Genomic DNA, 26,367 nt, shown 5'->3' with positions numbered 1-26,367 from the left:
CTGGCAGGCCGTGAGTCTTCGCAGGCGCGTTGCCGATGTCGTGTACGGCCTCTACGAGAAACGCCTCTTCCAGCAGGCGGGCGGCAAGATCCCCCGGCACGTCGGGGTCATGCTGGACGGCAACCGCAGGTGGGCGCGGGAGGCCGGGTTCACCGACGTCAACGACGGCCACCGGGTGGGCGCGCAGCGCATCGCCGACCTGCTCGGCTGGTGCGACGAGGCCGGGGTCGAGGTCGTGACCCTGTGGCTGCTCTCCACCGACAACCTCACCCGCCCGGCCAGCGAGCTGGCGCCGCTGCTGGAGATCATCGGCGACGTCGTCGACGAGCTGGCCGAGCCGGGCCTGCCCTGGCGGCTGCGGCTCATCGGCGCGCTCGACATCCTGCCCAAGGAGACGGCGGACCGGCTCGTCGCCGCGGCCGGGCGGACCAGGGCCGAGGGGCGCACCGGCATGGAGGTCAACATCGCCGTCGGCTACGGCGGCCGCCGGGAGATCGCCGACGCCGTGCGCAAGCTGCTGCAGCAGCACGCCGAGGAGGGCACCAGCATCGAGGAGCTGGCCGAGGTGCTGACCGTCGACCACATCGCCGAGCACCTCTACACCTCCGGCCAGCCGGACCCCGACCTGGTGATCCGCACCTCCGGCGAGCAGCGCCTCTCCGGATTCCTGCTGTGGCAGTCCGCGCATTCGGAGTTCCACTTCTGCGAGGCGTACTGGCCCGATTTCCGGCGCACCGACTTTCTGCGCGCACTGCGCGCCTACGGAATTCGCCACCGCCGTTTCGGCTCCTAGCCTGGTACAATCCCTGGCCGGATTGCGCGCCCCCGCGCTGATCACGTGGCGTAGATGTGACCCCTCGATGACGAATCGGGAAATCACCTGGGCGGCGGCCTGCCGATTGTCGGCGCCCGCGGGTAGCGTCCGAAGTGTCGGGTCGTGTCCATTGCGGCCCGACCCGGGAGGCCCTGGTCGTGAGCGAGCTGGCGAGGGGGCAGGCACCCGGCCCCCGCGGACCGCGCTAGAAGGTCCCGCCGGGGCAGGTGCCCGGCCCGTCGAGGAGCGGACGCGGTGCCGCGTTCGCGAGGGAGTTGCCGTGACCGCATCGTCCAGGCGCACCGCCAGCCAGTCCTCAGGCTCGTCCCGCACCCCGAAGGCCGACGAGGAGTGCGGAACACCCCGCACCTATGTCATCGACACGTCGGTCCTGCTCGCCGACCCCTGGGCGCTGACCCGGTTCGCCGAGCACTCGGTGGTCATCCCGCTCGTGGTCGTCAGCGAACTGGAGGGCAAGCGGCACCATCCCGAACTCGGCTGGTTCGCCCGGGAGACCCTGCGTCTCCTGGACGACCTGCGGCTCAAGCACGGCCGCCTCGACATCCCCGTCCCGGTCGGCGACTCCGGCGGCACGCTGCGCGTCGAGCTCAACCACACCGACCCGTCGGTGCTGCCCGCGGGCTTCCGCACCGACGCCAACGACACCCGCATCCTGGCCTGCGCGCTCAACCTCGCCGCGGAGACGCCCGAGGTCACGCTGGTCACCAAGGACGTCCCGCTGCGGGTGAAGGCGGCCGCGGTCGGCCTGGCCGCCGACGAGTACCGCGCGGGCGAGGTCGTCACCTCCGGCTGGTCCGGCATGGCCGACCTCACCGTCCCGCAGGACTTCATCAACACCCTCTTCGCCGAGGACACCGTCGACCCGGTCGACTTCGGCGTGGAGACCGACCTGCCGTGCAACACCGGGCTGCGCCTGCACGCGGGCGGCCAGAGCGCGCTGGGCCGGGTCACCGCCGACAAGCGCGTCCGGCTGGTCCGCGGCGACCGGGAGGCCTTCGGCCTGCACGGGCGCTCCGCCGAGCAGCGCGTCGCGCTCGACCTGCTGCTCGACCAGGAGATCGGCATCGTCTCCCTCGGCGGACGCGCGGGCACCGGCAAGTCGGCGCTGGCGCTGTGCGCGGGGCTGGAGGCGGTCCTGGAGCGCAACCTGCACCGCAAGGTGGTGGTCTTCCGCCCGATGTACGCCGTGGGCGGCCAGGACCTCGGCTACCTGCCCGGCTCCGAGACCGAGAAGATGCAGCCCTGGGCGCAGGCCGTCTTCGACACGCTCGGCGCGCTGGTCAGCAAGCCGGTGATCGAGGAGGTGCTCGGCCGGGAGATGCTGGAGGTGCTGCCGCTGACCCACATCCGCGGCCGCTCGCTGCACGACTCCTTCGTGATCGTCGACGAGGCGCAGTCGCTGGAGCGCAACGTCCTGCTGACCGTCCTCTCGCGGCTGGGCACGAACTCCCGCGTCGTGCTCACCCATGACGTCGCCCAGCGCGACAACCTGCGCGTCGGCCGCCACGACGGGGTCGCCGCGGTGATCGAGAAGCTCAAGGGCCACCCGCTGTTCGCCCACGTCACCCTGACCCGCAGCGAGCGCTCGCCGATCGCGGCGCTGGTCACGGAGATGCTGGAGGACCACGCGCTGTAGCCGACCGCGGGGGCAGGCCGCCTACCAGCCGGAGGGAAGCGGCCTGCCCTCGGCGAAGCCCGCCGCCGACTGCACGCCCACGACGGCGCGCTCGTGGAACTCCTCCATCGTCCGCGCGCCCGCGTAGGTGCAGGCGGACCGCACGCCGGAGCAGATGCCGTCGATCAGGTCCTCCACGCCGGGCGCTGCCGGGTCCAGCCGCATCCGCGAGGTGGAGATGCCCTCCTCGAACAGCGCCTTGCGCGCCCGGTCGTAGCCGCTGTCCGCGCGCGTGCGCGCCGAGACGGCCCGCTTCGACGCCATGCCGAAGGACTCCTTGTAGGCCCGTCCGGCCTCGTCGCGCTGCAGGTCGCCGGGGGATTCGTAGGTGCCAGCGAACCACGAGCCGATCATCACGGTGGCCGCGCCCGCCGCCAGCGCGAGCGCCACGTCCCTGGGGTGCCGGACGCCGCCGTCGGCCCACACGTGCTTGCCCAGCGCCCGCGCCGCGGCCGCGCACTCGGCGACGGCGGAGAACTGCGGCCGCCCGACGCCGGTCATCATGCGCGTCGTGCACATCGCGCCCGGCCCGACGCCGACCTTGATGACGTCGGCGCCCGCGTCGACCAGGTCGCGCACGCCTTCGGCGGTGACGACGTTGCCCGCCACGACCGGGACGGTCGGGCCGAGGGCGCGCACGGCCTTCAGCGCGGTCAGCATCTTCTCCTGGTGCCCGTGCGCGGTGTCCACCACGAGCGTGTCCACACCCGCGCTGAGCAGGGCGGACGCCTTCGCGGCCACGTCCCCGTTCACGCCGACGGCCGCCGCGATCCGCAACCGGCCCGCGTCGTCGACGGCGGGCTTGTAGATCTCCGCCCGCAGCGCGCCCTTCTCGGTGAGCACGCCCGCCAGCGTGCCGTCGTCGGTCACCGCGACCGCGATGCGCGCGGCGTGCTCGACCAGGTGCTCGAACACCGCGCGCGGGGCGGTGTCCAGGGGCAGGGCGTGCACGGGGTCGGCGATCTCCCCCAAGCGGGTGAACCGGTCCACCCCGTGGCAGGCGGCCTCGTCCACCACGCCGATCGGCGCGCCGCGGTCGTCGACCACCACCAGGGCGCCGTGGGCGCGCTTGGGCAGCAGGTTGAGCGCGTCGGCCACGGCGTCGCCCGCGGTGAGCACCAGCGGGGTGTCCCACACGGTGTGCCGGGACTTCACCCACGCCACGATGTCGGCGACCGCTTCGGGGGCCACGTCCTGCGGCAGCACGACCAGGCCGCCGCGGCGGGCCACCGTCTCGGCCATCCGCCTGCCCGCGACCGCGGTCATGTTGGCCACCACGATGGGGATCGTCCCGCCGGTGCCGTCCGATGTGGACAGGTCGACGTCGAAGCGGCTCTCGACCGGGGACCGGCCGGGCACCAGGAAGACGTCGTCGTAGGTCAGGTCGTGGCCGGGCTCGCCGTGTAGGTAGCGCACAGGGCCAACCTAGCGCTCACTCCCACTCCACGGCGATTCCCGCCAGCCCGGGCTCCATGCTCGGGTAGTACGCGCTGACCACGCAGTTGCGGTCGCAGTACAGCTCGCGGGCCAGCGACGGCGGGCGCGCGTCGTTGCTGCGGACCTCCTGGACCAGCCGCGCGGGCAGGTTGTCCGGGGGCAGCTCGTACTGCAGCAGGTACGGGCCGCTCGACGCCCGGAACAGCCGGTAGTAGCCGGGGCAGGGCTCGCCGGTCTCGTCGTCGACGGCGAAGCTCAGCACCACGATCTCGTCCTTGGCGAGCACGCGGTCGAAGACCAGCTCGAACACCACGACGTGGTCCTTGCGCCGGACGCGGCCGAGCCTGCACCCGTCACCGGCGGTGATGCGCACCTTCGACCCGTCCGCGCCGAACTCGCCGTGGTAGACGGCCACGTAGCGGTCGATGCCCTCGGCGTGCGCCCGGGAGACGTTCAGGGTCTCGACCCGGCCCTGCGAGCGGTCCGACCGCAGGGTCACCCGCTCGGTGATCATCCGGACCTCCAGGTCGGCGTTCACCAGCTCCGGGTGCACGCCCAGCTCGCTCAGCAGGTCCCTGGTCGTCGTCCCGGCGACGACGAGCTCGGCGTAGGAGGTCGCGGGCTTGCGCGCGCGCCCGCGCTGGGGCGGCCCGACCAGCACGACCAGCGAGTCGGCGGGCAGCCCGAGCACCGTCTCCAGCGCCCGGACCGCGCCGAGGGCGTGCTGGGGGTCGGGGTGGCGCAGGCCGCGCTGCCAGTAGCTCAGGGTCGACTCGGCCACCCGCACGTCGAGCCGGGACAGGTGGGCGCGCAGCCGGGCCAGGGACAGCCCGCGGGTCTCGATCGCCGTGCGCAGCGCGACGTGGAACGGGCCGCGGCGCAGGGCTTCGGCCAGCGGGTCCACGACGGTGTTCCTCCTGCTGTGAACGGGTGTGAATGTTCACAGTAGGCGGGCGGTCATCGTCAGTAAAGCGGCTTGAACGCTCCGCTTGGCGCGCGGCGGCACTTGTGACCGGAACCGTTGGCGCAGCACGCTTCGTGCGTCCCACCCCGGGTTGGAGGCCCGATGACCCCGCACCACCTGTTCGCTGCTCCAGTGGTCGCACTGGCGCCGTTCGCGGTGGACGTCTCCGACGGCCGCGACACGGCACGCGCGGCCGACACCTCCTGAACACCCGGCGGTCCCGGGCCTCAAGACGCCCTGCCCGGGACCGCCGGAGCCTCAGCCGCTGACCAGCTCCAGCGTCGGGCCGGTGCGCGCCTTGCGCACCCGCAGCCGGACCGGAATGCGCTGGCGCAGCTCCTCCACATGCGACACCACGCCGACGACCCGCCCGCCCGCGCGCAGCTCGTCCAGGATGGACATCACGTCGTCCAGGGTGTCCGCGTCGAGCGCGCCGAAACCCTCGTCGACGAACAGCGTGTCCAGCACGGCGCCGCCGGTCTCGGCGGCCACCACGTCGGCCAGGCCGAGGGCCAGCGCCAGCGACGCGACGAACGACTCGCCGCCGGAGAGCGTCTTCGACGAGCGCACGCGCCCGGTGAAGTCGTCCAGCACGTCCAGGCCGAGGCCGCCGCGCGTGCCCCGGGCGCCCGCCTCGTCGGAGTGCACGAAGGCGTAGCGGCCCTGGGTCATCCGGCGCAGCCGGTCGGTGGCGGCGACGGCCACCTCCTCCAGCCGGGCCGCCAGCACGTACGCGCGCAGCGACATGCGCGCGGTGTTCTGGCCCCGGCCGTTCACCACGTCGGTCAGCGCGTCCAGCTCGGCGAACTCGGCGGTGAGCGGCGCGAGGTCGCGCCAGGCCTTCTGCAGCCGGTCGGTCAGGCCCGCCAGCGCCTCGGCCCGCGCCGCGGCGGCCCGCGCGTCCGCCACGGCCTCCTCGGCGCGCTCCCGCGCCGCGTCCGCAGCGGCGACCAGCGGCGGCAGGTCGACCACCGTGTCGGCGTCCACGCCCCACAGGTCGGGGTCGGCGAGGATCTCCTGGTTGGTGGACTCGCGCAGCCGCGCGTCCGCGAGCTGGGTGTCCAGCTTGGCCATGATCTCGTCCTCGCGGGCAGCGCCGAGGGCCGAGGGCAGGTCGGCGAACCCGGCCAGGAGCACGGCGTCGGCCACCGCCGCCCGCTGCTCGTCGACCCGCTCGGCGACCGTCGCGGTGAACGCCCGGGCGTCGGCGACGGCGTCGAGCGCCGCGCCCAGCTCCAGCAGCCGGGTCCGCCGCTCGGCGACCGAGGCGAACGCGCCCCGGGCCGCCGCCAGCCGGACCGCCCGCTCGGCGACCCGGGCGGCGACCTCGGCGCGCTCGGCCTGCCACGACGCCACGTCCTTGGCCAGCCGGGCCTGCCGCCTGCCCACGTCCTCGACCTTGCGCTCCAGCGCCGCCAGCTCGGCGACCCGGGCCGGGTGCAGCCGGGCCAGCCGCTCGGCCGCCTCACACGCCTGCTTCGCGCTCTGATGGGCGGTGACGGGATCGTCCCACCCGGCGAGCCGGTCGCGCAGGGTCTCCACCGCGCCGCGGGCCTGGCGCAGCGCGTCCGCCGCGCGGTCGCGCAGCCGCAGCGCGCGCTGCTCGGCCTCCTGCGCGCGTTCCTCGTCGGCGGCGGAGACGGCGTCCGCGGCGGCCGCGGGCGCGGGGTGGTCGAGCGAGCCGCAGACCGGGCACGGGCCGTCCAGCATCGCGGCCAGCTCGGCGGCCATCCCGGCCAGCCGCCGCTGGCGCACGTCCAGCAGGCGGTCGCGCGCGTCCTGGTGAGCGTCCACCGCGGCGGCGTGCGCCTCGACGGCCTCGGCGAGCGCGCGTTCGGCGGCGGGCAGCTCGGCGGCGTGGCGCACGGCGGTCGCCGCGGACTCGGCTGCGGCCCGCAGGCCGTCCACAGTGGCCGCGGCGCGGGCGGCGTCCGCCACGGCGTCGCGGGCCTCGGCGACGGCGACGGTCAGCGTGTCGGCCTCGGCGCCCAGGGCGTCCCAGTCGGTCCGGGACAGTCGGGTGTCCAGTTCGGCGAGGCGGGCCTCGTCGTCGCGCTGGCGCTCGGCCTCGGCGACCAGACCGGCCAGCTCGCCCGCCTCCTCGCGCAGCGCGTTGGCCGCGGCGCGGGGCGGGTCGGCCTCCGTCCAGCCCAGCGCGACCGCCTCCCGCACACGGTGGCGCTCGGACTCGGCGGCGGCCTCCGCCTGGCGCTCCACGGCCCGCAGGGTGTCCACCGCGGCGACCACGCCCGCCGCGCGCCGGGCCGCGCCCAGCTCGTCGGCCCACGCCGCCCGGTCGTCGGCCTGCGCGGCCACCTCGGCCAGTTCCTGCTGGGCCCGCCGCACCCGGCGCACCCGGTCGGCCAGCGCGCGGCCGTCGGCCAGCGCGGCCTCGGCCCTGGCCCGCTCCCGCGCCGCGGCGGCCTGCCCGGCCGCCGTCGCCGCGGCTTCGGACTCCACAGTGGACACCACGGCGGCCAGCCACGCCTCGTCCGGTTCCGCTGGCGGCTCGGCGGCCACGACCTGGGCGACCCGGCCCGCGAGCTGGTCGGCCAGCACGCGCGCCCGCTCGACCCTGGCCCGCGACTCCTTGCGCTTGGCGGAGAACCAGTCCTCGACCCGCTTGAAGTGCTCGGTGCCGAACAGCCGCTCCAGCAGCTTCTCGCGCTCGGCGGTGTCCGACCGCAGGAACCGCGCGAACTCGCCCTGCGGCAGCAGCACGACCTGGAAGAACTGCTCCTTGGTCATCCCCAGCAGGTGCTGGACGGTCCGCCCTACCTCATCGATGCGGGTCAGCGGCTCGCCCGTGCCGTCGAGCCAGGTCAGCGAGGCCGTCGCCTGCTGCTTGGTGAAGCCGGTTCCGCGCCGCTTGGGCCGCGCGTACTCCGGGCTGTGCGCGACGCGGAAGCGCCTGCCGCGCACGGTCAGCTCCAGCGACACCTCGGTGTGCACGGTCTCGGGCGCGTTGTCGCAGCGCAGCTGCTTGGCCTGGTCGCGCACCCCCGGCACGCTGCCGAACAGGGCGAACGACACCGCGTCCAGCAGCGACGTCTTGCCCGCGCCGGTGTCGCCGTGCAGCAGGAACAGGCCCTCGGCGGCGAGCACGTCGAAGTCGACGACCTCGCGGCCCGGGTACGGCCCGAACGCCGCCAGCTCCAGCCGGTGCAGCCTCACTCGCGCTCCTTCCCGGCCACCTCCGCCAGCGCCGAGCGCAGCAGCGCCCGCTCGGACGGCGTGGCCTCGGTGCCCCGGACGGCCTCGACGAAGCAGCACGACACGGCCTCGTCGTCGCGCCCGCGCACGGCCTCGCTGTACTTGCGGGGCGCCTCGATCCGGCCGACCGGGCGCCACTCCATGTGCACCGCGTGCGGGAACCGCTTCTGCAGCCGCCGCATGGCGTCCAGCGGGCGGGCGGGATCGGTCAGCTCGACGGACAGGAAGTGGTTGACCACGGCTTCGTGCGCGGGGTCGTCCAGCAGCTCGGCCAGCTCGCCGCGCAGCGTGGCCAGCGGGCGCGGCACGGGCAGCTCGCGCCGCTCCACCCCGGCCAGTCCGCCCTGGTCCAGCTCGACCAGCCACACCGACTTGCGGTGCCGCGCCTCGGAGAACGAGTACGCCAGCGGGCTGCCGGAGTAGCGCAGGTGCTCGGCGAGCGTCTGCGGGCCGTGCAGGTGGCCGAGTGCGGCGTAGTCGACGCCGTCGAACAGCTTCCCGGGCACGTGCGGCACGCCGCCGACGGCGATCGTGCGCTCGGAGTCGCAGGCCTCGCCGCCGACGACGAACGCGTGCGCCAGCACCACCGAGCGGGTGCCCTCCGGCTGATCGGCCAGGTCCGCCCTGATCCGGCGCATCGCCTCGCCCAGCACGCCGGAGTGGCCCTTCAGCTCCGGGTCGCCGAACACGGCCCTGGCCGGGTCGGGCTCCAGGTACGGGATGCCGTACAGCGCGACCGGGCCGTGCCGGTCGGCCATGACCACCGGCCGGTGCAGGTCGGTCATCGACGTGAGCAGGTGCAGCCCGCCCGCCGGGGTGAACGCGGCGAAGGCGCCCAGCCGGGGCGCGGAGTCGTGGTTGCCCGGGGTGATCACGATGCGCGCGCCCGCGTCGGCGATCCGCCGCAGGACCCGCCCGCACACCGCCACCGCCTCGGCCGAGGGGACCGCGCGGTCGTACAGGTCGCCGGAGACGACCACGGCGTCCACGCGCTCGTCGACGACCAGGTCGGCCAGCCCGCCCAGCACCGACTCCTGCTCGGCGAGCAGGTCGCGACCGTGGAAGGTGCGGCCCACGTGCCAGTCGGAGGTGTGCAGGAGCCGCATGGTCGACACGGTAGGGCGATCGACCGCCCGATCGGGGGAGGCACGCCGTCGAACGCGCGTTCGCCGGATTCCCGGGCCCGGTCGGGGACAATGATCGCCGTGACCGCCGTCCTGGGCACCCTGACCGCCGTCCTCGCGCTCCTGCTCGCCGCCGCCGTGGCGCTGTTCCTGCGGCTCTACGCCGACAGCAACCGCCGCGTCGACGCCGCGCGCGCCGAGGTCGCGTCCGAGCGCGCCCGCTCGGACGCCCACCAGGCAGCCCTGCGCCGCTACGAGGTGGCGTTCGCCTCCATCAGCGGCCGCGGCGAGCTGGGCGAGCGGGTGCTGGTCGAGACGGCCCGCGCGCTCGGCCTGCGCGAGGGCCTGCACTTCGAGGTCCAGACCGACGTGGCGGGCGGCGGCGCGGCCCGGCCCGACCTGCTGCTGCTCGTCGGCGACGGCAGGCGCGTGCCGGTCGACGCGAAGGCGAGCCTGGCCTGCTGGGCCGAGGCGGTGGAGACCGACGACGCCGAGGAGCGGCTGGACGCCCTGCGCGTCCACGTGCGCCACATCCGCTCCCGCGCCGCGGAGCTGGCGGGCAAGAACTACCAGCGCTGGGCCGACGCGATCTACGGCACGGTGATGTTCGTGCCGTCCGACGCCGCCGTCGTCGCCGCCCTCGACACCGACCCGGAGCTGCTGCGCTGGCTCCTCGACCGCAGGGTGTTCCTGTGCGGGCCGACCGGGTTCGGCGTGGTCGCCGCGGCCGCGCTGTTCGCGGCCACCGAGCGCGTCATCGTCGAGGACGTCGCCGCCGTGCGGGCCGGGGCCGCCGCCGCGCACCGGGCGGCCGGGGGCGCCATCGACGCGCTCAACCTGTCCAGCACGCACCTGCAGCGCTTCGTCTCCGCCCGTCGGCGCGAGCTGGAGGCGCTGGAGCAGTTCCGCGCTGCCGTGCTGCCGCTGAGCGAGTCCACCGCGAACCCCACCCCGCTGCCCGCGCTCCGGCAGGCCGACGAGATCGCCGTCAACGGGGACTCGCCCGTCCAGGGCACACCTGTACACCATGACGGGTGACCGCACTCACACGCCTGGTGAGCATGGGTGCCGGGTTTGGAGAACGGCCGCCGGGCGGGTCCGCCGAACGGCTAACGTGTACGGCCGTGACAGCCACTCGCGATCGCCGCGGCGATCTTGACGAAGACCGCGCCGAGCCCGGGTGGGACGAACGGCCGATCCTGGGCCGCTCGCGAGGACTGCCGTGGTGGGGCGCTGTGCTGCTGGCCGTCGGGCTGACGGCGGTCGCCGCCGTCATCGACATGCAGGTCAAGGGCAGTCTGGGGCAGATCTTCCAGGGCGCCTACGTCGGCGGCTGCGTGGCCGCGATCTGCCTGGTGCGCAGGCGCAACCTCTTCGGGCCCATCGTGCAGCCGCCGCTGGTGTTCGCGGTGGTCTCGGTGCCCGCGCTCGCCCTGTTCGGCCCCGGCGGCGGTGGCGGGCTCAAGGGCATGCTGTTCAACGTGGCGCTGCCGCTGACCAGCAACTTCCCCACGATGGGCATCACCACCGGGGTCGTGCTGGCGATCGGGATCGGCCGGTTCTTCCTGCAGCGCGATCCCGAGGCCAAGGCCGTCGAGAAGCGGCCGAAGCGGACCGAGGACAAGCCGCGCCGCCCGCGCGAGGACGCGCCCGCGCGGTCGCGCCCGGCCGGGTCGCGCGAGGAGCGCGCCCGCGACGCGGAGCGCAAGCCGCGCAAGCCCCGGCCGGAGCGCTGATCAGCCGGTCTTGAGGCTGCGCCGCAGCTCGGGCGGCAGCGAGAACATGATCTTCTCGTTGGCCGTCGTCACCTCGTGCACGTCGGCGTACCCGCGCTCGGCCAGCCAGGCCAGCAGGTCCATCACGAGGTTGTCCGGCACCGACGCGCCGCTGGTGACGCCGACGGTCTCCACCCCGTCCAGCCACGACTCCTGCGCCTCGTGCGCGAAGTCGATCAGGTAGGACGCCTTCGCCCCCGCCTGCAGCGCCACCTCGACCAGGCGCTTGGAGTTCGACGAGTTCGTCGAGCCGACGACCAGCACGAGGTCGCACTCCGGGGCCATCGTCTTCACCGCGACCTGGCGGTTCTGGGTGGCGTAGCAGATGTCGTCGCTCGGCGGGGCCAGCAGGTTCGGGAACCGCGCCTTGAGCTGGTCGACCCGCTCCATGGTCTCGTCCACCGAGAGCGTCGTCTGCGACAGCCAGATCACCTTGGACGGGTCGCGCACGACGACCTTGTCCACGTCCTCGGCGGTGTCCACGAGCTGCACGTGCTCGGGCGCCTCGCCCGCCGTGCCCTCGACCTCCTCGTGGCCCTCGTGGCCGATGAGGAGGATGTCGTAGTCCTGTTTGGCGTAGCGGCGGGCCTCGTTGTGGACCTTCGTCACCAGCGGGCACGTCGCGTCGATCGTGCGCAGGTTGCGCTCGGCGGCCTCCTGGTGGACCGCGGGGGAGACCCCGTGCGCGGAGAAGACGACCAGCGCGCCCTCGGGCACCTCGTCGGTCTGGTCGACGAAGATCGCGCCGCGCTCGCGCAGCGTCTCCACCACGTGCTTGTTGTGCACGATCTCCTTGCGCACGTAGACCGGCGGTCCGTAGGTCTCCAGCGCCTTCTCGACGGTCTCCACGGCCCGGTCCACACCCGCGCAGTAGCCGCGCGGCTTCGCCAGAAGCACGCGCTTGCCCGACGTCGGGTTCACAGCAGTCATGTCATCCAGGGTAGAGGCCCGCCCCGGTCTGGGCAGGCGCGCCCGGCTCAGGCAGGCTAGGAGCATGAAGAGCCTCCCCCTGCCCTTGCGCGTCGCGGCCGGGCTGGCCATGACGGCCGTGGAGCGCGCCCGCGACCTGCCCACGACGCTGGCCGGGCTGCCGGTCACCGTGGTCAGCCAGGCGCTGCAGGTGTCCATGCGGCTGCAGCAGCAGGTCACCGAGCTGGCGATCAAGGGCGACGAGGCGCTGGCCGCGCTGCGCCCGGCCGAGGAGACCCCGGAGTGGGCGACCTTCGACGAGGACATCGACGACATCGACGACGAAGACGACGCGCCGCGCACCGCGTTCGACCGGGTCGAGGACCCGTGGAGCGCCGAGGAGCACGCCATCGCGGACACCCCGACGGGCCCGCCCGCCTCGGTGGAGAACTACGACGAGCTGTCCCTGCCGCAGCTGCGCGCGCGGCTGCGGTCGTTCAGCGTCGCCGAGCTGGAGGAGCTGCTGGCCTACGAGCGCGGGACCGAGAACCGGCCGTCCTTCGTGGGCATGCTCACCCGTCGCATCGCGACGGTCCGCGACCAGACGTGACCGGGCCCACCGCCGAGGAGCCGTGGCCGGTCCGCACGGTCGCCCGCAAGATCGCCGAGTGGATCAACCGGCTGGGCACGGTGTGGGTCGAGGGCCAGGTGACGCAGATCTCCGCGCGCCCGGGCACCGGGACGGCGTTCCTGACCCTGCGCGACCCGGCCGCCGACGTGTCCATGACCGTCACGTGTTCCATGGCGCTGATGCGCGCGCAGCCCACGCTCGCCGAGGGCGCGCGGGTCGTGGTCAACGCCAAGCCGACGTTCTTCATGAACCGCGGCACCATCAGCCTGCGCGCGGAAGAGATCCGCGCAGTCGGCATCGGCGAGCTGCTGGCGCGTATCGAGCGGCTGCGGCGGTTGCTGGCGGCGGAGGGGTTGTTTGCGCGCGAGCGCAAGCGGCGTCCGCCGTTCCTGCCCAACTGCGTCGGGCTGATCACCGGCCGGGCGTCGGCCGCCGAGCGGGACGTGCTGGCGAACGCGCGGGCGCGGTGGCCCGCGGTGCGGTTCCGGATCGAGAACGTCGCCGTGCAGGGGGCGCTGGCGGTGCCGCAGATCGTCGACGCGCTGTCGGCGCTCGACCGCGACCCGGCCGTCGACGTGATCGTGATCGCGCGCGGCGGGGGCAGCGTCGAGGACCTGCTGCCGTTCTCCGACGAGGCGCTGTGCCGGGCCGTCTCCGCCTGCCGCACGCCGGTGCTGAGCGCGATCGGGCACGAGCCGGACACCCCGCTGCTCGACCACGTCGCCGACGTCCGCTGCTCGACGCCCACGGACGCGGGCAAGCGGGTCGTCCCCGACGTCGCCGAGGAGACCGCCCGGGTCCGCCAGTTACGCGATCGTGCTCGACGCGCGCTGCACGGCTGGGTCGACCGCGAACGGCGGCTGCTGGACTCGCTGCGCAGCAGGCCGGTGCTGGCCGACCCGCTGACCCCGCTCGACCGGCACGCCGACGCCGTCCAGGCACTGGTCGGACGGGCCCGCCGCGCCGTCCTCGGTCGGGTGAGCGCGGAGACGACCGCGCTGTGCGCGACCCGGGCGCGCTTGACGACCTTGGGGCCAGCCGCCACTCTTGACCGGGGGTATGCGGTGGTCCAGTTCACCGATGCCGACGGCACCGCCCGGGTTCTCCGCTCACTCGAGGACGCTCCGGAAGGCACGCTTCTGCGCGTACGGGTCGCCGACGGGGCCCTCCACGCGGTCGTCACCGGCGACCGGGAACCGGCAGGCGAAGGACGGTGACAGCGGTGGCCAGGGCCGACTCGACATTCCTGCCCCTGACCATCTCCACCGCGGCCACCCTCGCCCGCGACCCGTCCGCCGATCCGGCGGTGCGCGCCGTGCACGGCTGCGCCTGCCGCGCCGACGCCGCCGCAGCCGAGTGCTGGGCGGCCCTGCTGGCCGGGTGCGACGCGCCGGGACGGCGGCTGCTGCCCACCCGGCTGCGGGAGCTGGCGCTGTCGACGTCGGCCTACGCGGGCGGCCTCGCCCCCGGCGACCGGGGCCGCGTCGAGCGCGCCGCTGGCCGTATCGTCGAGGCCGTGGCCGACCGCGACGGCGCGGAGTTCGCCGAGGCGTTCGTCGGCTACGACCAGGCGGTGGCGACCGCCCTGGTCCGCGTCTACAGCCAGTCGAGGAGAGCCACGCGGTGACGGAGGAACTGGGCTACGAGCAGGCCCGCGACGAGCTGGCCACGGTCGTGGCCACCCTGGAGGCGGGCGGGCTGTCCCTGGAGGACTCCCTCGCGCTCTGGGAGCGCGGCGAGGTCCTGGCGAGGATCTGCGACAAACACCTGGCGGGCGCGCGCGAGCGGGTCGAGAACGCCCTGGCCGCCGCGGAGTCCGCGACGGAGTGATCACCCGATCGTGTCCTGTCGAACGGGAGTTCGACTGGGCACCCTGGGGTCATGACCTCATTCCTTGGGCAGTGGCGCTGCCTGCTGCGTCGCCTCCGCCAGCGCGCGGAACTCCTCCGCCGTCCCCGTGCCGGTGATGAGCAGCCGGACGTCCCCGAGATCGGCCACCCACGCGACCTCGTCCCGGCGTCCCGGGTAGACCGTCCACTCCGTACTCCCGACCAGGACGGTCCCGGTGGGCGCCGGATCGTCCCTTTCGGTCTCGACGCGAACCAGGTCCACCACAGCCGCTCCCGACTGGCTCAACTGGACGAACCGCCCCGGCGTCAACCACCCGGCCCGCACCACCACGGAGACCGGCGGAACGGCCCCGGTGCTGGACGAGTTGGCCCGCCACCCCTCGGGAACCACCGGCAACCGCACCGGGAACCCCGCCGTCCGCGCACTGGCGGGCAACGCGACCCCGAGATCCACAGTCTGCGCGCTGTCCGGCTCGATAGTGGGCCCACCAGGACTGAACGAGCACCCCCGATTGAACACCAACAGCGCGGCGATGATCAGCAACAGGGCGACCAGCGACCACACCATGTCCCGCAGGGACTGCCCCAGCCGCTTCTCCGTAGGCCCCGGCTGCCCGCCGCGACCCACGGGGGAAGCACCTCTAGGCTCACCCACGCCGCCACCTTCGGCAGCAGCGCCACCACCCGCCTCGTCCACCTGATCACGACCCGGCCCGGTCTCGCCGCCTGCCTGTCCACCACCTGGTCCGGCCGCGCCGCCTGGCTGACCATTGGGTCCGCCCGCGTCGCCCTCCTGGCCATGACGGGGCCCGGTTGCGTTGCCTGCACGGCCGCCACTCGGTCCGGTTGCCTTGCCCGCAGGGCTGGCGCCCGGTCCGGTCGCGTCACCGGCCCGGCCGCCACCTGACCCCGCCGCCTCGGTCGTCTCGCCGTGGGGGCGGTCAAGGGGCGACGGGTCGCCGGGAGGCGCGGGGGTGTCCTGGGGCTGGGCGGGGTCGGTGTTGTCGGGCACGGCGTCATCGTCGCAGGCGGGGATTCGTGAGGCGGGCGGGGATCGTGTTGGTGCAGGTCACGGTGGGTTTGGGCCGTTCGGGGGTGACGAGGGGCACCGGGTCGTCGTTGGGCACTGGACCGATTGGGTCTGGGAGGATTCGCGGGTCACGCGTCGATCCGGGAGGCAGCATGAGCACCTCGACCACGTCCAGCACGCCCCGCCGTCGGGAGGCGCCCGATCGGAACCTGGCACTGGAACTGGTTCGGGTGACCGAGGCGGCGGCGATGGCGGCGGGCCGGTGGGTCGGCCGCGGCGACAAGAACGGCGGCGACGGCGCGGCGGTGGACGCCATGCGGAAGCTGGTGGGCACCGTGTCGATGCGCGGGGTCGTGGTGATCGGCGAGGGCGAGAAGGACGAGGCGCCCATGCTCTACAACGGTGAGGAGGTGGGGAACGGGGACGGCCCGGACTGCGATGTCGCGGTCGACCCGATCGACGGCACGACGCTGATGTCCAAGGGCATGCCGAACGCGATCGCCGTGTTGGCGGTGGCCGAGCGCGGGGCCATGTTCGACCCCTCCGCCGTCTTCTACATGGAGAAGCTCGCCGTGGGGCCGGAGGCGGCCGACGTCATCGACATCACCGCGCCGGTGGCGGAGAACATCCGGCGGGTGGCCAAGGCCAAGCACACCGAGGTCTCCGACGTGACGGTCTGCATCCTGGACCGGCCGCGGCACGAGCACCTGGTGGAGGAGGTGCGGGCGGCGGGCGCGCGCATCCACTTCATCTCCGACGGCGACGTCGCGGGCGCGATCTCGGCAGCGCGGCCGAACACCGGCGTCGACATGCTCATCGGCATCGGCGGCACCCCCGAGGGGATCATCGCCGCGTGCGCGCTCAAGTGCATGGGCGGGGCCATCCAGGGCAGGCTGTGGCCGCAGGACGAGGCCGAGCGGGGCAAGGCGCGCGACGCCGGGCACGACCTCGACCGCGTCCTGATGACCGACGACCTCGTGCGCGGCGACAACGTGTTCTTCTGCGCGACCGGCGTCACCGACGGCGATCTGCTGCGCGGCGTGCACTACCGCTCCGGCGGCTGCACCACGCAGTCCATCGTCATGCGCTCGAAGTCGGGGACCGTGCGCATGATCGACGGTTTCCACCGGCTCACGAAGCTGCGCGAGTACGCGTCGGTGGACTTCGACCGCGATCACGACGAGTTGCCGCCCCTGCCGTAGCTGTAACGGGGGCAACAGAACGCGCATGATCGGCAACCCGGCGGGCGCCGGGTCTCGTACCAGGTGGGCGAGACCCTGTCACCGAGCCAAGGGAGTTGCCCAATGCGCGTCCGACACGTTGTGCTGGGGACGGCGGTGGTCGCGGCACTGACCGCCTGCGGCACGAGCGGCTCCGAGAGCCAGGACGCCGTCCCCGGCACGACCCCGCCCTCCACTCCGCCCGCCACCACCCAGCCCCTCCCCACCCCGCCCTCCTCCAGCCCGCCCGGCACCACCGTCGCGCCCACCCCGCCGCCGAGCACGTCGCTGTCGCCGTCCCCCCGCTCCACGGTCACGGCGCCGCCCACGACGGTGCTGCCGACGCCCATGCGGACCGAGGCCCCGTCGGTCACCCCGCTGACGACGTCGCCCCCGGCGTGGACCCCGGCCGTCTCGCCCACCGCGAGCAGGCCCGCGAACCGGTAGTCCCATAACGGATTGATCGCGGCCGACAACTCGGCCTGCCACGGCGCCGTCTTAGTGGACGAGACCATTTCGCCGGGCAGCCGAGGAGCGGACATGCGCATCCGACACGCTTTGCTGGGGGCGGCGACGGTCGCCGTGCTCGCCGCCTGCGGCACGAGCACGGCATCCCCGCAGGACGCCGCCCCCACCACAGCCCCGCCGACGACCACCACCACGGTCGTCCCCACCACGACCACCAAGCCGACGACCACGACCACCACGGCCCGGCCGACCACCACCAAGTCAACCACCACTAGGCCGACCACCACCACGAAGCGCCCGCCCGCCACGACCACCAAGCCGACGACCACCAAGCCGAAGCCGGTCGGACTGGCCAAGGGCACGCCGTGCAAGGCGACCGCCGACGCGTGCATCGACCTGTCGGCCAACAAGTCGTGGCTGATCGAGGACGGCGTCGCCGTCTACGGGCCGGTGCCGATCACGCACGGCCGTCCCGGGTGGGAGACGCCGCCGGGCACCTTCCAGGTCGGCTGGAAGAACCGGCACCACCGCAGCAGCATCTTCAACAACGCCCCGATGCCGTACTCGGTGTTCTTCAACGGCGGCATCGCCTTCCACGAGGGCAGCCTGCAGGAGCAGTCGCACGGCTGCATCCACCTCTCGCGGACCGCGGCCGCCAAGTACTTCGCCGCCCTGCAGGTCGGCGACGTCGTCCAGGTGGTCCGCTAGCCGCTGGAGTGCCCGGGGAACAGGTGCGCGTCCGGGTCGATGGCCACGGCGATGTTGTTCACCGCCGTGGCCGCCTCGCCGAAGCCGGTCGCGATGAGCTTCACCTTCCCCGGGTACGCCGCCACGTCCCCGGCCGCGTAGACCCGGTCGCGGGCGGTGCGCATGGTCGAGTCGACCTTGATCGAGCGCTGGTGGATCTCCAGGCCCCAGGACTCGATCGGGCCGAGGTCCGCGGTGAAGCCCAGGGCCGCGACGACGGTGTTCGCGGGCAGCACCGGGTTGACGTCCACGCCCTTGACCGCCAGCTCCACCTCGGCCAGCCCGGAGCCGTCGCCGCGCAGGGCGACCACCTCGGCGTCGGTGATGATCGGCACGCCCAGTTCCTCGACCTGGCGCACGGTCGCGGGCATGGCCCGGAACTTGGCGCGGCGGTGCACCATGGTCACGCTCGCGGCCACCGGGTGCAGCGCCAGCGCCCAGTCGAACGCCGAGTCGCCGCCGCCGACGATGATCACGTGGTGGCCGCGGTGGGCCTCGAACGACGGCACGAAGTGCACCATGCCCCGGCCCAGCCAGTCCGCGCCCGCGGGCAGCGGCCGAGGGGTGAACTCGCCGATGCCCGCCGTCACCAGCACGGCCTTGGCCCGCACGGTGACGCCGCCGTCGAGGTCGACCGAGAAGCCGCCGTCCACCTCGGTCAGCGCCGCCGCCCGCCTGCCCAGCAGGTAGGTCGGCTTCCACTGGTCGGCCTGCTCGACCAGCGCGGCGACCAGGTCCCGGCCGCGCACGGCGGGGAACCCGGCGACGTCGTAGATCATCTTCTCCGGGTACATCGCGGTGACCTGCCCGCCCGGCTCCGGCAGCGAGTCGACCACGACGGTGCTCAGCTCGCGGAATCCGGCGTAGTAGGCGGCGAACAGTCCGGTGGGACCTGCGCCGACGATCAGGAGGTCGGCTTCGATCGGAGCGGTCATGTGCTCCCTGCTCTCGCGCGTGGTGGGCGTCCTCACACCACCCTATGTGCGGTTGCTGACACTGCCCACCGCCCCGGATGCGGCGAGACTGGGGGTATGCCCGAGTTCCGCACCGAACACGACACCATGGGCGAGGTCCAGGTCCCCGCCGACGCCCTGTGGCGGGCGCAGACCCAGCGCGCCGTCGACAACTTCCCCATCTCCGGCCGGGGCCTCGAACGCGCCCAGATCCGCGCCCTCGGCCTGCTGAAGGCCGCCGCCGCGCGGGTGAACGCGCGCCTCGGCGTCCTCCCCGACGACCTCGCCGGGGCCATCGCCGCCGCCGCCGACGCGGTCGCCGCTGGCGAGCACGACGCGCACTTCCCGATCGACGTGTTCCAGACCGGCTCGGGCACGTCGTCGAACATGAACGCCAACGAGGTGATCGCGACCCTCGCCACCCGCGCCCTCGGGCGCGACGTGCACCCGAACGACCACGTCAACGCCTCGCAGTCGTCCAACGACACCTTCCCCACCACGCTGCGCGTCGCCGCGGTGGACGCCGTCGTCACCGACCTGCTGCCCGCACTCGACCAGCTGGCCCTGGCGATCGAGACGCGGGCGCAGGAGTGGGCGGACGTGGTCAAGTCCGGCCGCACCCACCTCATGGACGCCGTGCCGGTGACCCTCGGCCAGGAGGCGGGCGCGTGGGCGACCCAGGTCCGCGCGGCGAGCACCCGGCTGACCACGACGCTGCCCAGGGTGGGCGAGCTGCCGATCGGCGGCACCGCCGTCGGCAGCGGGCTCAACGCCCCGCCCGGCTTCGGCGCCGCGGTCGCCGCCGAGCTGGCCGCGGTGACCAGGCTCCCGCTGACCGAGGCGCCCGACCACTTCGAGGCGCAGGCCAGCCAGGACTCGGTGGTCGAGCTGTCCGGCCAGCTGCGGGCCGCGGCCGTGGCCCTCTACAAGATCGCCAACGACCTGCGCTGGCTGGGCTCCGGCCCGCGCGCCGGGCTGGCCGAGCTGGCCCTGCCCGACCTGCAGCCCGGGTCGTCGATCATGCCGGGCAAGGTCAACCCGGTGATCCCCGAGGCGACGATGATGGTCGTCGCCCAGGTGATCGGCAACGACGCCGCGGTCGCCTTCGCGGGCACGCAGGGCAACTTCCAGCTCAACGTCATGCTGCCGGTGATCGCCCGCAACGTGCTGGAGTCCACCCGGCTCCTCGCCGCCGTCTCCCGGCTGCTGGCCACCAAGGTGATCGTGGGCGTGACCGCCGACGTCGACCGGATGCGCGAGTACGCCGAGTCCTCGCCGTCGATCGTGACGCCGCTCAACCGCTACCTGGGGTACGAGGAGGCCGCCGCCATCGCCAAGCAGGCGCTGGCCGAGCGCCGCACCATCCGGGAGGTCGTCGTCGCCCGCGGCCACCTCGCCTCCGGCGCGCTCAGCGAGTCCCAACTGGACGAAGCCTTGGACGTCCTCCGAATGGCCCGCGGCGGCCACTAGCGCCCTCGGCTCTCGGCGGGCGCAGGCCGATCACGCAGCCGGTGGCGACCAGGAGGGTGCCGACGACGCCCGCGGGGCGCAGCGGCTCGGCGCCGATCAGGACGGACACCAGCAGGCCCGCCACCGGCATCGCGCCGATCAGCACGCCCGCGCGGCCCGCGCCGAGGGTGCTGACGCAGCTGAACCACAGGCACGCGGCGAACACCGCGAGGACGGCGACGGTGGCCAGGGCGGCGGCCTCGGTGGCGGTCGGCAGCCTCGGGGTGTCCACGACGGCCGCGATCGCCGCGCCGCCGACGCCCGCGCCGAGGTGGGTCCAGAACGAGGCAGCGTAGCCGCCGTGGCGGCGGATCAGGCCGACGGCGAACAGGGTGAAGCCCACCTCGCCCAGCATCGTCAGGACGGCGAGCAGGAGACCGGGGCCCGACCACGAGCCGCCGCCGGAGAGGACGGCCACCCCGGCCACGACGACCGCGGCGCCCGCGACCGCGGCCACGGCGGGGCGCTGGCGGGCGAGCAGCGGTCCGGCCAGCGCCAGCAGCAGCGGGCTGCCGCCGAGGACGGCGGCGACCAGGCCGGGATCGGCGTGCTCCTGGGCGGCGATCAGCGTCGCGTTGAAGCCCAGCATGCCGATCCCGACCACGGCGGCGAGCGCGGGCAGGTCGGTTAATCGAAGACGGCCGAGCGGGATCCGGCGCACGCGCATGTAGGCGGCGAGGACGCCTGCGCCGAGCAGGAAGCGGCCCGCCTGACCGGTCAGCAGCGGATAGTCCACAAGCAGCCCGGACACCGGGACGGTCCCGCCGACGAGGGCGGCGGCGGTCAGCCCCGCCAGTTGAGGATATTTCACGCGATCAGCATCCAGGGTGGAGTGGACCATGGATAAGCTCCACTTCGATGTCTGCGAACTGGTCCACTTTTCGCACCTTGCTCCTCCCGCACGGCACGCGGGGCCGCGCGGTGGAGGCGGCGCTGCGCGCGGCCATCCGGGACGGCACGCTGCCCGCGCACACCCGCCTGCCGTCCAGTCGGGACCTCGCGGGCCAGCTCGGCGTCGCCCGGGGCACGGTCACCGCGGCGTACGCCCAGCTCGTCGCCGAGGGGTACCTGACGGCGAGGCGCGGGTCGGGGACGACGGTGGCGCAGGTCCCCTCGGGCGAGCCCGCCGCGCTGTCCACCCAGGACGAGCGGCGGTGGCGCTACGACCTGCGGCCCGGCCTGCCCGCGCTGAGCGCCTTCCCGCGCGCGGAGTGGCAGGCGGCGACGCGGGCCGGGCTGGCGGAGCTGTCCGACGACCAGCTCGGCTACCCCGACCCGCAGGGCCTGCCCGCCCTGCGCGCCGAACTCGCCGCCTACCTGGGCCGGGTGCGGTCCCTGCCCGCCGCCGACGTGGTGATCACCCACGGGGTGGCCGAGAGCCAGGCCCTGCTGGCCTACCTGCTGCGCGCCGACGGGCACCGCGCCATCGCCGTCGAGGACCCGACCCACCCGGGCTCGGCCGAGCTGTTCGCCGCGCACGGCCTGCGCCCGGTGCCGATCCCGGTGGACGCCGACGGCATCCGCGTCGACCACCTGGCCCGCACGGACTGCCGGGTCGTGCTGGTCACCGCGGCCCACCAGTTCCCGCTCGGCGTGGTGCTCGGCCCCGCCCGGCGCCGGGCGCTCGTGGCGTGGGCGCGCGAGCGCGACGGGCTGATCCTGGAGGACGACTACGACGCCGAGCACCGGTACGACCGGCCCGCCGTCGGCCCGGTGCACACGCTCGACCGCGACCGGGTCGTCTACCTGGGCAGCGTCAGCAAGGTGCTCGCGCCCGCGCTGCGGCTGGGCTGGCTGGTGACGCCGCCGTCGCTGCGCGAGCGGGTCGTGGAGCGCAAACGCCTGTCGGACCTCGGGTGCTCGCCGCTACCGCAGGCCGCGCTCGCGCACCTGCTCCGCACCGGCGGGTACGACCGCCACCTGCGCCGCACCCGCCAGCTCTACCGGCACCGGCGGGACGCGCTGCTCGACGCCGTCGCCGCCCGCCTGCCGGGATGGCGCCCGCACGGCGTCGCCGCCGGTCTGCACGTCGTCCTCAGGATGCCCGCCGGGTCCGACGACGCGGGGCTGGAGCGGGCGCTCGCCGAGCGGGGCATCCACGCGCCCGCGCTGTCCGGCTACGCCCTGCGGGCCGCGCCGTTCCCCGGCCTGGTCGTCGGCTACGCCGCGACGAGCCCGGACCGGCTGCGGGCCGCGGTCCACGAGATCGCGGACTGCTAGACCGAGCAGATGTCGCTGTCGCGCTCCAGCAGGAAGCGGACCAGGACGCCGGACTCGCTGAACTGCATGCGGTAGACCGCGTCGGCGTTCCCGGGCACGGCCACGGTGGGACCGTGCGGGTAGTCGAAGTGGGCCGGGTCGAAGTCGGGGTAGACCGCGGCGACCTGGGCCGCCGTCCAGCCCACGCGCATGCCCTCCGGCGTGTGGATCCAGCTCTCCTCCTTGGGGTGCACCGCGAACACGCCGTGCACCGGGTGCACGACGATCCGCTCCAGCGCGGTGATGTCCAGGGCAGGCCAGACCTGGCAGAGGTCGTCGCCCTCCGGGGTCGGCGTGGCCATGCCGAGCGCCTCCGCCTCGTCCGGGGTCATGTCGAGCGTGAGCGTCTGCCAGCCGAACGGGCCGATGACCGCGTTGGAGTCCCCGCCGCCACTGGGCTTGCGCGTCTTCGTCGTGGTGGGCGCGGGCTTCTTGGTCGTCGGTCTCGCGGTCGACCTCTTGGTGACCTTCTGCACCGGCGCCGTGGTCGTCGACCCCGTGGCTGTCGACCCCGTGGTCGTCGACTCCGCGGGCGTCGGCGACGGGACGCTGGACGGGACCGCGACAGCGCTTCCCGATGGCTTGGCCCCGCAGGCGGTGACGGCGATCAGACCGGCGGCAAGGACGATGGCGGTGCGCACGCGCGACATGGGCTGCTCCACTGTGTACGGGTCTCGCAGTCATAGACGGCCTTCCCCGCCCGTGGTTCCGGTCGCGCTGTCGGTGTCCGCGTGCATGATGGACGCATGCTCAGGTTCGCCGACGTGGTCGCGGTGTCGTCGACGGTGAGCGCGACCCGCTCCCGGCTGGCGAAGGTCGACGCGCTCGCCGGGGTGCTGACGGCGGCCGATCCCGACGAGGTGCCCGCCGTCGTCGCGTTCCTGGCGGGCGCGCCGCGCCAGGGCCGCATCGGCGCGGGGTGGCGCACGCTGGCCGCCGTCGCTGGCCAGCCCGCCGACAGCCCGACGCTGACCGTGCGCGCGGTCGACGCGGCGCTCGGCGAGGTCGCCGCGGTCTCCGGCTCCGGCTCGACGGCCCGCCGCGCCGACCTGCTCGGCGGGCTGCTGACCGCCGCCACCGCCGACGAGCAGCGGTTCCTCCGCGCCCTGCTGACCGGCGAGCTGCGGCAGGGCGCGCTGGAGGGCGTCATGCTCGACGCGATCGCCAGGGCGTCCGGGCAGCCGGGGCCCGCCGTCCGCCGCGCGTTCATGCTCTCCGGCAGGCTCCCGGAGACCGCCGCCGCCGCGCTCGCGGGCACCCTCGACGACGTCCGGCTCGAACTCGGCCGCCCGGTGCGGCCCATGCTCGCCTCGCCCGGCGCCACCCTCGCCGACGCCGTCGCCGACCTGTCGCCCTGCCTGGTCGAGTACAAGATGGACGGTGCGCGCATCCAGGTGCACAAGCGCGGCGCGGACGTGCGCGTCTGGACCCGCACGCTGCGCGAGATCACCGGCAGCGTGCCCGAGCTGGTCGAGCTGGTGCGCGGCCTGCCCTGCGCGGCCGCCGTGCTCGACGGCGAGACGCTGGCGCTCACCGACGACGGCCGCCCGCGCCCGTTCCAGGAGACCATGAGCCGCTTCGGCAGCACGGTGGAGGAGCAGGTCCGCGCCCTGCTGCTGCGGCCGTACTTCTTCGACTGCCTGCACCTCGACGGCGAGGACCTCATCGACGAGCCGCTGCGCGTGCGCACGGCGGCGCTGCGCCGCGCGGTCGGCGACCACGTCATCCCCGGGGTCGCCGAGCCCACCCTGGAGCAGGCCGAGGAGCTGACCTCGGCGGCCCTCGACGCGGGCCACGAGGGCGTCATGGTCAAGGACCTCGACTCCACCTACCAGGCGGGCAGGCGCGGCAAGGCGTGGCAGAAGGTCAAGCCGGTGCACACCTTCGACCTCGTCGTCCTGGCCGCCGAGTGGGGCCACGGCAGGCGCACGGGCACCCTGTCGAACCTGCACCTCGGCGCGCGCGACCCGGACGGCGGGCCGCCGGTCATGGTCGGCAAGACGTTCAAGGGCCTCACCGACGAGCTGCTGGCCTGGCAGACCAGGACCTTCCCGGAGTTCGAGTCCCACCGCGACGACTGGACCGTCTACTTGCGACCGCACCTGGTCGTGGAGATCGCGCTCGACGGCGTGCAGGTCAGCACCCGGTATCCCGGCGGCATCGCGCTGCGGTTCGCCCGCGTGGTGCGCTACCGGCCCGACAAGACGCCCGAGGAGGCCGACACCATCGACACGCTACGAGGCCTTCTCTAGCGGCCGCGCGCTCGCCTGCCACAGGTGCATCCCGGCGTAGGAGCGCCACGGCTGCCACCGCTGGCTGTACTGGTCGAGTCCGTCCGGAGTGGACGGGAGGCCGAGCACGGCCGCGCCCTTGCGCAGCGCGACGTCCTGCAGCAGCAGGGTGTCCGACACGCCCAGCAGGCGCATCACGACGTACCCTGCCGTCCACGGCCCGATGCCGGGGAACGACCGCAGCCGCACGCACAGGTCCATGCTCTCCGCGCCCACGTGCAGGTCGAGTTCGCCCGACGCGACCGCGGCGCACACCGTCACGATGGTCTCGATGCGGCGCGCGGGCCCGGTCAGCACCGACGCCCCGTGCTCGGCGATCGCCGCCGCCGTCGGGAACAGCGTCGTCAGGTTGCCGTCCGCGGTGGGCAGGCGCTCGCCCAGCGCCGTGGTGAGGCGGCGGGCGGCCGTGCGCGCCGCGGCGACGGTCACCTGCTGCCCCAGCAGCGCGCGGACCAGCGTCTCCGCGCCGTCGACCGAGCCGGGGACGCGGATGCCGGGCGTGGCCGCCACCGACGGGGCCAGCACCGGGTCGGCGGCCAGCACCTCGTCCACCGCGACCGGGTCGGCGTCGAGGTCGAACAGCCGCCGCAGCCGGGCGACCGCGGTGCCCATGTCGCGCATGTCGGTCAACGCCAGGGCGCACTCGACGTGGCCGTCCATCGGCCGCAGCCGGGCGGTGGCGGTGCCGTGCGGGAGGCGCAGCGTGCGGGCGTACCCCTCGGCCGTGGCCTCCTCGACCCCGGGGACGGCCCGCGCGGCCAGGAACGCCAGCACGCCCTCGGCGTCGAACGGCTCCCGCACGGGCAGCCGCAGGACGACCCTGCCGGGGGAGGTGGGGCGGTCGCCGCGCCGCGCGGCGCGCAGGGCGGTCGGCGTGGTGGCGAAGACCTCGCGGATGGTGTCGTTGAACTGCCGGACGCTGGAGAAGCCCGCGGCGAAGGCCACGTCGGAGACCGACAGCGCCGTCGTCTCGATGAGCACGCGCGCCTGGTGCGCCCGGTGCGCGCGGGCCAGCGCCAGCGGGCCAGCGCCCAGCTCGGCGGTGAGCACCCGGGTCAGGTGCCGCACGGAGTAGCCCAGCCGGGCGGCCAGCCCGGGCACGCCCTCGCGCTCCACGGCGCCGTCGGCGATCAGCCGCATCGCCCGGCCCGCGAGGTCCGCGCGCAGGTTCCACTCCGGCGAGCCGGGCACCGCGTCCGGCAGGCAGCGCTTGCACGCCCGGTAGCCCGCCTGCTGCGCGGCCGCGGCCGTCGGGAAGAACTCGACGTTGTGCCGCTTGGGGGTCGTGGCCGGGCAGGAGGGCCTGCAGTAGATGCCGGTCGTGCGCACGGCCGTGATGAACTGCCCGTCGAAGCGGGCGTCTCGGGCGGTGACAGCGCGGTAGCGCTGGTCGGGGTCGGTCAGCACGCTGTCCATGCTCGCAAACCCCGCCACCCCCGGCTGGCGGGAATCGGACACAGACAAGAGGGGCCGGTCC

At 74.4% G+C, this 26,367-nt stretch carries 24 protein-coding genes; 14 read left to right on the top strand and 10 right to left on the bottom strand.

Annotated elements, in window-relative coordinates; all coding sequences use genetic code 11:
* The first annotated feature begins 10 nt into the window (after positions 1-10).
* Positions 11-793, top strand: a complete 783-nt coding sequence (locus IEY98_RS01110; RefSeq protein WP_189208402.1) for an isoprenyl transferase — start codon at positions 11-13, stop codon at positions 791-793.
* A gap of 397 nt (positions 794-1,190) precedes the next feature.
* Positions 1,191-2,471, top strand: a complete 1,281-nt coding sequence (phoH2, locus tag IEY98_RS01105) for an RNA 5'-3' helicase PhoH2 (protein ID WP_229786726.1) — start codon at positions 1,191-1,193, stop codon at positions 2,469-2,471.
* A 21-nt stretch (positions 2,472-2,492) separates the two neighbouring features.
* Here the strand turns inward: phoH2 and guaB1 are convergent, their stop codons facing one another.
* The 4 genes from guaB1 to IEY98_RS01085 form a co-directional block, all read right to left on the bottom strand.
* Positions 2,493-3,926, bottom strand: a complete 1,434-nt coding sequence (guaB1, locus tag IEY98_RS01100) for a GMP reductase (RefSeq protein ID WP_189208400.1) — start codon at positions 3,924-3,926, stop codon at positions 2,493-2,495.
* 16 nt (positions 3,927-3,942) lie between these two features.
* Entirely contained in the window at positions 3,943-4,851 is a 909-nt protein-coding gene (locus IEY98_RS01095) for a hypothetical protein (RefSeq protein WP_189208399.1), read from the bottom strand.
* Positions 4,852-5,169: 318 nt separating this feature from the next.
* The gene (locus IEY98_RS01090; RefSeq protein ID WP_189208398.1) at positions 5,170-8,085 is read right to left on the bottom strand and encodes an AAA family ATPase; all 2,916 of its coding nucleotides are present in this window, start codon (positions 8,083-8,085) and stop codon (positions 5,170-5,172) included.
* Complete coding sequence (locus IEY98_RS01085; RefSeq protein ID WP_189208397.1) at positions 8,082-9,230, bottom strand: exonuclease SbcCD subunit D; 1,149 nt, start codon at positions 9,228-9,230, stop codon at positions 8,082-8,084. The genes IEY98_RS01090 and IEY98_RS01085 overlap by 4 nt, the downstream gene beginning before the upstream one ends.
* Positions 9,231-9,320: 90 nt before the next feature.
* Here IEY98_RS01085 and rmuC point away from each other — a divergent pair, with 90 nt between their 5' ends.
* Positions 9,321-10,286, top strand: coding sequence for a DNA recombination protein RmuC (gene rmuC, locus IEY98_RS01080; RefSeq protein ID WP_189208396.1), 966 nt, complete (start codon positions 9,321-9,323; stop codon positions 10,284-10,286).
* An 86-nt stretch (positions 10,287-10,372) separates the two neighbouring features.
* On the top strand, positions 10,373-10,984 hold the full coding sequence (locus tag IEY98_RS01075) for a DUF6542 domain-containing protein (RefSeq protein ID WP_189208395.1): 612 nt from the start codon (positions 10,373-10,375) through the stop codon (positions 10,982-10,984).
* Here IEY98_RS01075 and IEY98_RS01070 read toward each other — a convergent pair whose 3' ends face one another.
* On the bottom strand, positions 10,985-11,953 hold the full coding sequence (locus tag IEY98_RS01070; protein ID WP_229786429.1) for a 4-hydroxy-3-methylbut-2-enyl diphosphate reductase: 969 nt from the start codon (positions 11,951-11,953) through the stop codon (positions 10,985-10,987). It abuts the gene before it with no gap.
* A gap of 64 nt (positions 11,954-12,017) precedes the next feature.
* On the opposite strand from IEY98_RS01070, the gene IEY98_RS01065 reads away from it, so the two are divergent.
* The 4 genes from IEY98_RS01065 to IEY98_RS01050 are packed head-to-tail and all read left to right on the top strand — an operon-like array spanning position 12,018 to position 14,393.
* Complete coding sequence (locus IEY98_RS01065) at positions 12,018-12,542, top strand: lipid droplet-associated protein (protein ID WP_189208393.1); 525 nt, start codon at positions 12,018-12,020, stop codon at positions 12,540-12,542.
* Positions 12,539-13,780 (top strand): exodeoxyribonuclease VII large subunit, encoded by a 1,242-nt coding sequence (gene xseA, locus IEY98_RS01060; RefSeq protein ID WP_189208392.1) that lies wholly within the window; start codon positions 12,539-12,541, stop codon positions 13,778-13,780. Before IEY98_RS01065 ends, xseA begins: the two co-directional genes overlap by 4 nt.
* A gap of 5 nt (positions 13,781-13,785) precedes the next feature.
* Positions 13,786-14,190 (top strand): sugar ABC transporter substrate-binding protein, encoded by a 405-nt coding sequence (locus tag IEY98_RS01055; protein WP_189208391.1) that lies wholly within the window; start codon positions 13,786-13,788, stop codon positions 14,188-14,190.
* Positions 14,187-14,393, top strand: coding sequence for an exodeoxyribonuclease VII small subunit (locus IEY98_RS01050; protein ID WP_189208390.1), 207 nt, complete (start codon positions 14,187-14,189; stop codon positions 14,391-14,393). The genes IEY98_RS01055 and IEY98_RS01050 overlap by 4 nt, the downstream gene beginning before the upstream one ends.
* A gap of 57 nt (positions 14,394-14,450) precedes the next feature.
* Here IEY98_RS01050 and IEY98_RS01045 read toward each other — a convergent pair whose 3' ends face one another.
* Entirely contained in the window at positions 14,451-15,068 is a 618-nt protein-coding gene (locus IEY98_RS01045; protein WP_189208389.1) for a DUF4245 domain-containing protein, read from the bottom strand.
* A 527-nt stretch (positions 15,069-15,595) separates the two neighbouring features.
* Here IEY98_RS01045 and glpX point away from each other — a divergent pair.
* The 3 genes from glpX (at position 15,596) to IEY98_RS33010 (ending at position 17,839) form a co-directional block, all read left to right on the top strand.
* Positions 15,596-16,645 (top strand): class II fructose-bisphosphatase, encoded by a 1,050-nt coding sequence (glpX, locus tag IEY98_RS01040; RefSeq protein WP_189208388.1) that lies wholly within the window; start codon positions 15,596-15,598, stop codon positions 16,643-16,645.
* Between the two features lie 102 nt (positions 16,646-16,747).
* On the top strand, positions 16,748-17,110 hold the full coding sequence (locus IEY98_RS01035) for a hypothetical protein (RefSeq protein WP_189208387.1): 363 nt from the start codon (positions 16,748-16,750) through the stop codon (positions 17,108-17,110).
* 93 nt (positions 17,111-17,203) lie between these two features.
* Entirely contained in the window at positions 17,204-17,839 is a 636-nt protein-coding gene (locus IEY98_RS33010; RefSeq protein ID WP_189208386.1) for a L,D-transpeptidase, read from the top strand.
* Here IEY98_RS33010 and IEY98_RS01025 read toward each other — a convergent pair.
* Positions 17,836-18,813, bottom strand: coding sequence for an NAD(P)/FAD-dependent oxidoreductase (locus tag IEY98_RS01025; protein WP_189208385.1), 978 nt, complete (start codon positions 18,811-18,813; stop codon positions 17,836-17,838). The two genes, IEY98_RS33010 and IEY98_RS01025, sit on opposite strands and share 4 nt — an antisense overlap.
* 96 nt (positions 18,814-18,909) lie before the next feature.
* On the opposite strand from IEY98_RS01025, the gene IEY98_RS01020 reads away from it, so the two are divergent.
* Positions 18,910-20,301: a class II fumarate hydratase gene (locus IEY98_RS01020; RefSeq protein WP_189208384.1), complete on the top strand. Its 1,392-nt coding sequence runs from the start codon at positions 18,910-18,912 to the stop codon at positions 20,299-20,301.
* Here the strand turns inward: IEY98_RS01020 and IEY98_RS01015 are convergent.
* Positions 20,240-21,151, bottom strand: a complete 912-nt coding sequence (locus IEY98_RS01015; protein ID WP_229786428.1) for an EamA family transporter — start codon at positions 21,149-21,151, stop codon at positions 20,240-20,242. The two genes, IEY98_RS01020 and IEY98_RS01015, sit on opposite strands and share 62 nt — an antisense overlap.
* Positions 21,152-21,198: 47 nt before the next feature.
* On the opposite strand from IEY98_RS01015, the gene pdxR reads away from it, so the two are divergent.
* Positions 21,199-22,560, top strand: coding sequence for a MocR-like pyridoxine biosynthesis transcription factor PdxR (gene pdxR / locus IEY98_RS01010; RefSeq protein WP_189208382.1), 1,362 nt, complete (start codon positions 21,199-21,201; stop codon positions 22,558-22,560).
* On the opposite strand, the gene IEY98_RS01005 is transcribed toward pdxR, so the two are convergent.
* The gene (locus IEY98_RS01005) at positions 22,557-23,249 is read right to left on the bottom strand and encodes a hypothetical protein (RefSeq protein ID WP_189208381.1); all 693 of its coding nucleotides are present in this window, start codon (positions 23,247-23,249) and stop codon (positions 22,557-22,559) included. The genes pdxR and IEY98_RS01005 overlap by 4 nt on opposite strands.
* Positions 23,250-23,345: 96 nt before the next feature.
* Between IEY98_RS01005 and IEY98_RS01000 the strand changes: the two genes are divergently transcribed.
* Positions 23,346-24,851 (top strand): ATP-dependent DNA ligase, encoded by a 1,506-nt coding sequence (locus IEY98_RS01000; protein WP_189208380.1) that lies wholly within the window; start codon positions 23,346-23,348, stop codon positions 24,849-24,851.
* Here the strand turns inward: IEY98_RS01000 and IEY98_RS00995 are convergent.
* Complete coding sequence (locus IEY98_RS00995; RefSeq protein ID WP_308425810.1) at positions 24,834-26,306, bottom strand: AlkA N-terminal domain-containing protein; 1,473 nt, start codon at positions 26,304-26,306, stop codon at positions 24,834-24,836. The genes IEY98_RS01000 and IEY98_RS00995 overlap by 18 nt on opposite strands.
* Between the last annotated feature and the right edge of the window lie 61 nt (positions 26,307-26,367).

It is taken from the genome of Actinokineospora fastidiosa, from assembly GCF_014648415.1.
GTDB classification, from domain to species: domain Bacteria; phylum Actinomycetota; class Actinomycetes; order Mycobacteriales; family Pseudonocardiaceae; genus Actinokineospora; species Actinokineospora fastidiosa.
Note: the sequence above shows the minus strand (reverse complement) of the source record. Positions and strands in the feature narration are given on the sequence as shown.

Excerpts from the sequence above, each read along its gene's own strand:
- IEY98_RS01085 (WP_189208397.1), bottom strand. The coding sequence starts at position 9,230 with ATGCGGCTCCTGCACACCTCCGACTGGCACGTGGGCCGCACCTTCCAC.
- rmuC (WP_189208396.1), top strand. The coding sequence starts at position 9,321 with ATGATCGCCGTGACCGCCGTCCTGGGCACCCTGACCGCCGTCCTCGCG.
- IEY98_RS01070 (WP_229786429.1), bottom strand. The coding sequence starts at position 11,953 with ATGACTGCTGTGAACCCGACGTCGGGCAAGCGCGTGCTTCTGGCGAAG.
- IEY98_RS01065 (WP_189208393.1), top strand. The coding sequence starts at position 12,018 with ATGAAGAGCCTCCCCCTGCCCTTGCGCGTCGCGGCCGGGCTGGCCATG.
- glpX (WP_189208388.1), top strand. The coding sequence starts at position 15,596 with ATGAGCACCTCGACCACGTCCAGCACGCCCCGCCGTCGGGAGGCGCCC.
- IEY98_RS01035 (WP_189208387.1), top strand. The coding sequence starts at position 16,748 with ATGCGCGTCCGACACGTTGTGCTGGGGACGGCGGTGGTCGCGGCACTG.
- IEY98_RS33010 (WP_189208386.1), top strand. The coding sequence starts at position 17,204 with ATGCGCATCCGACACGCTTTGCTGGGGGCGGCGACGGTCGCCGTGCTC.
- IEY98_RS01025 (WP_189208385.1), bottom strand. The coding sequence starts at position 18,813 with ATGACCGCTCCGATCGAAGCCGACCTCCTGATCGTCGGCGCAGGTCCC.
- IEY98_RS01020 (WP_189208384.1), top strand. The coding sequence starts at position 18,910 with ATGCCCGAGTTCCGCACCGAACACGACACCATGGGCGAGGTCCAGGTC.
- pdxR (WP_189208382.1), top strand. The coding sequence starts at position 21,199 with ATGTCTGCGAACTGGTCCACTTTTCGCACCTTGCTCCTCCCGCACGGC.
- IEY98_RS01005 (WP_189208381.1), bottom strand. The coding sequence starts at position 23,249 with ATGTCGCGCGTGCGCACCGCCATCGTCCTTGCCGCCGGTCTGATCGCC.
- IEY98_RS01000 (WP_189208380.1), top strand. The coding sequence starts at position 23,346 with ATGCTCAGGTTCGCCGACGTGGTCGCGGTGTCGTCGACGGTGAGCGCG.
- IEY98_RS00995 (WP_308425810.1), bottom strand. The coding sequence starts at position 26,306 with ATGGACAGCGTGCTGACCGACCCCGACCAGCGCTACCGCGCTGTCACC.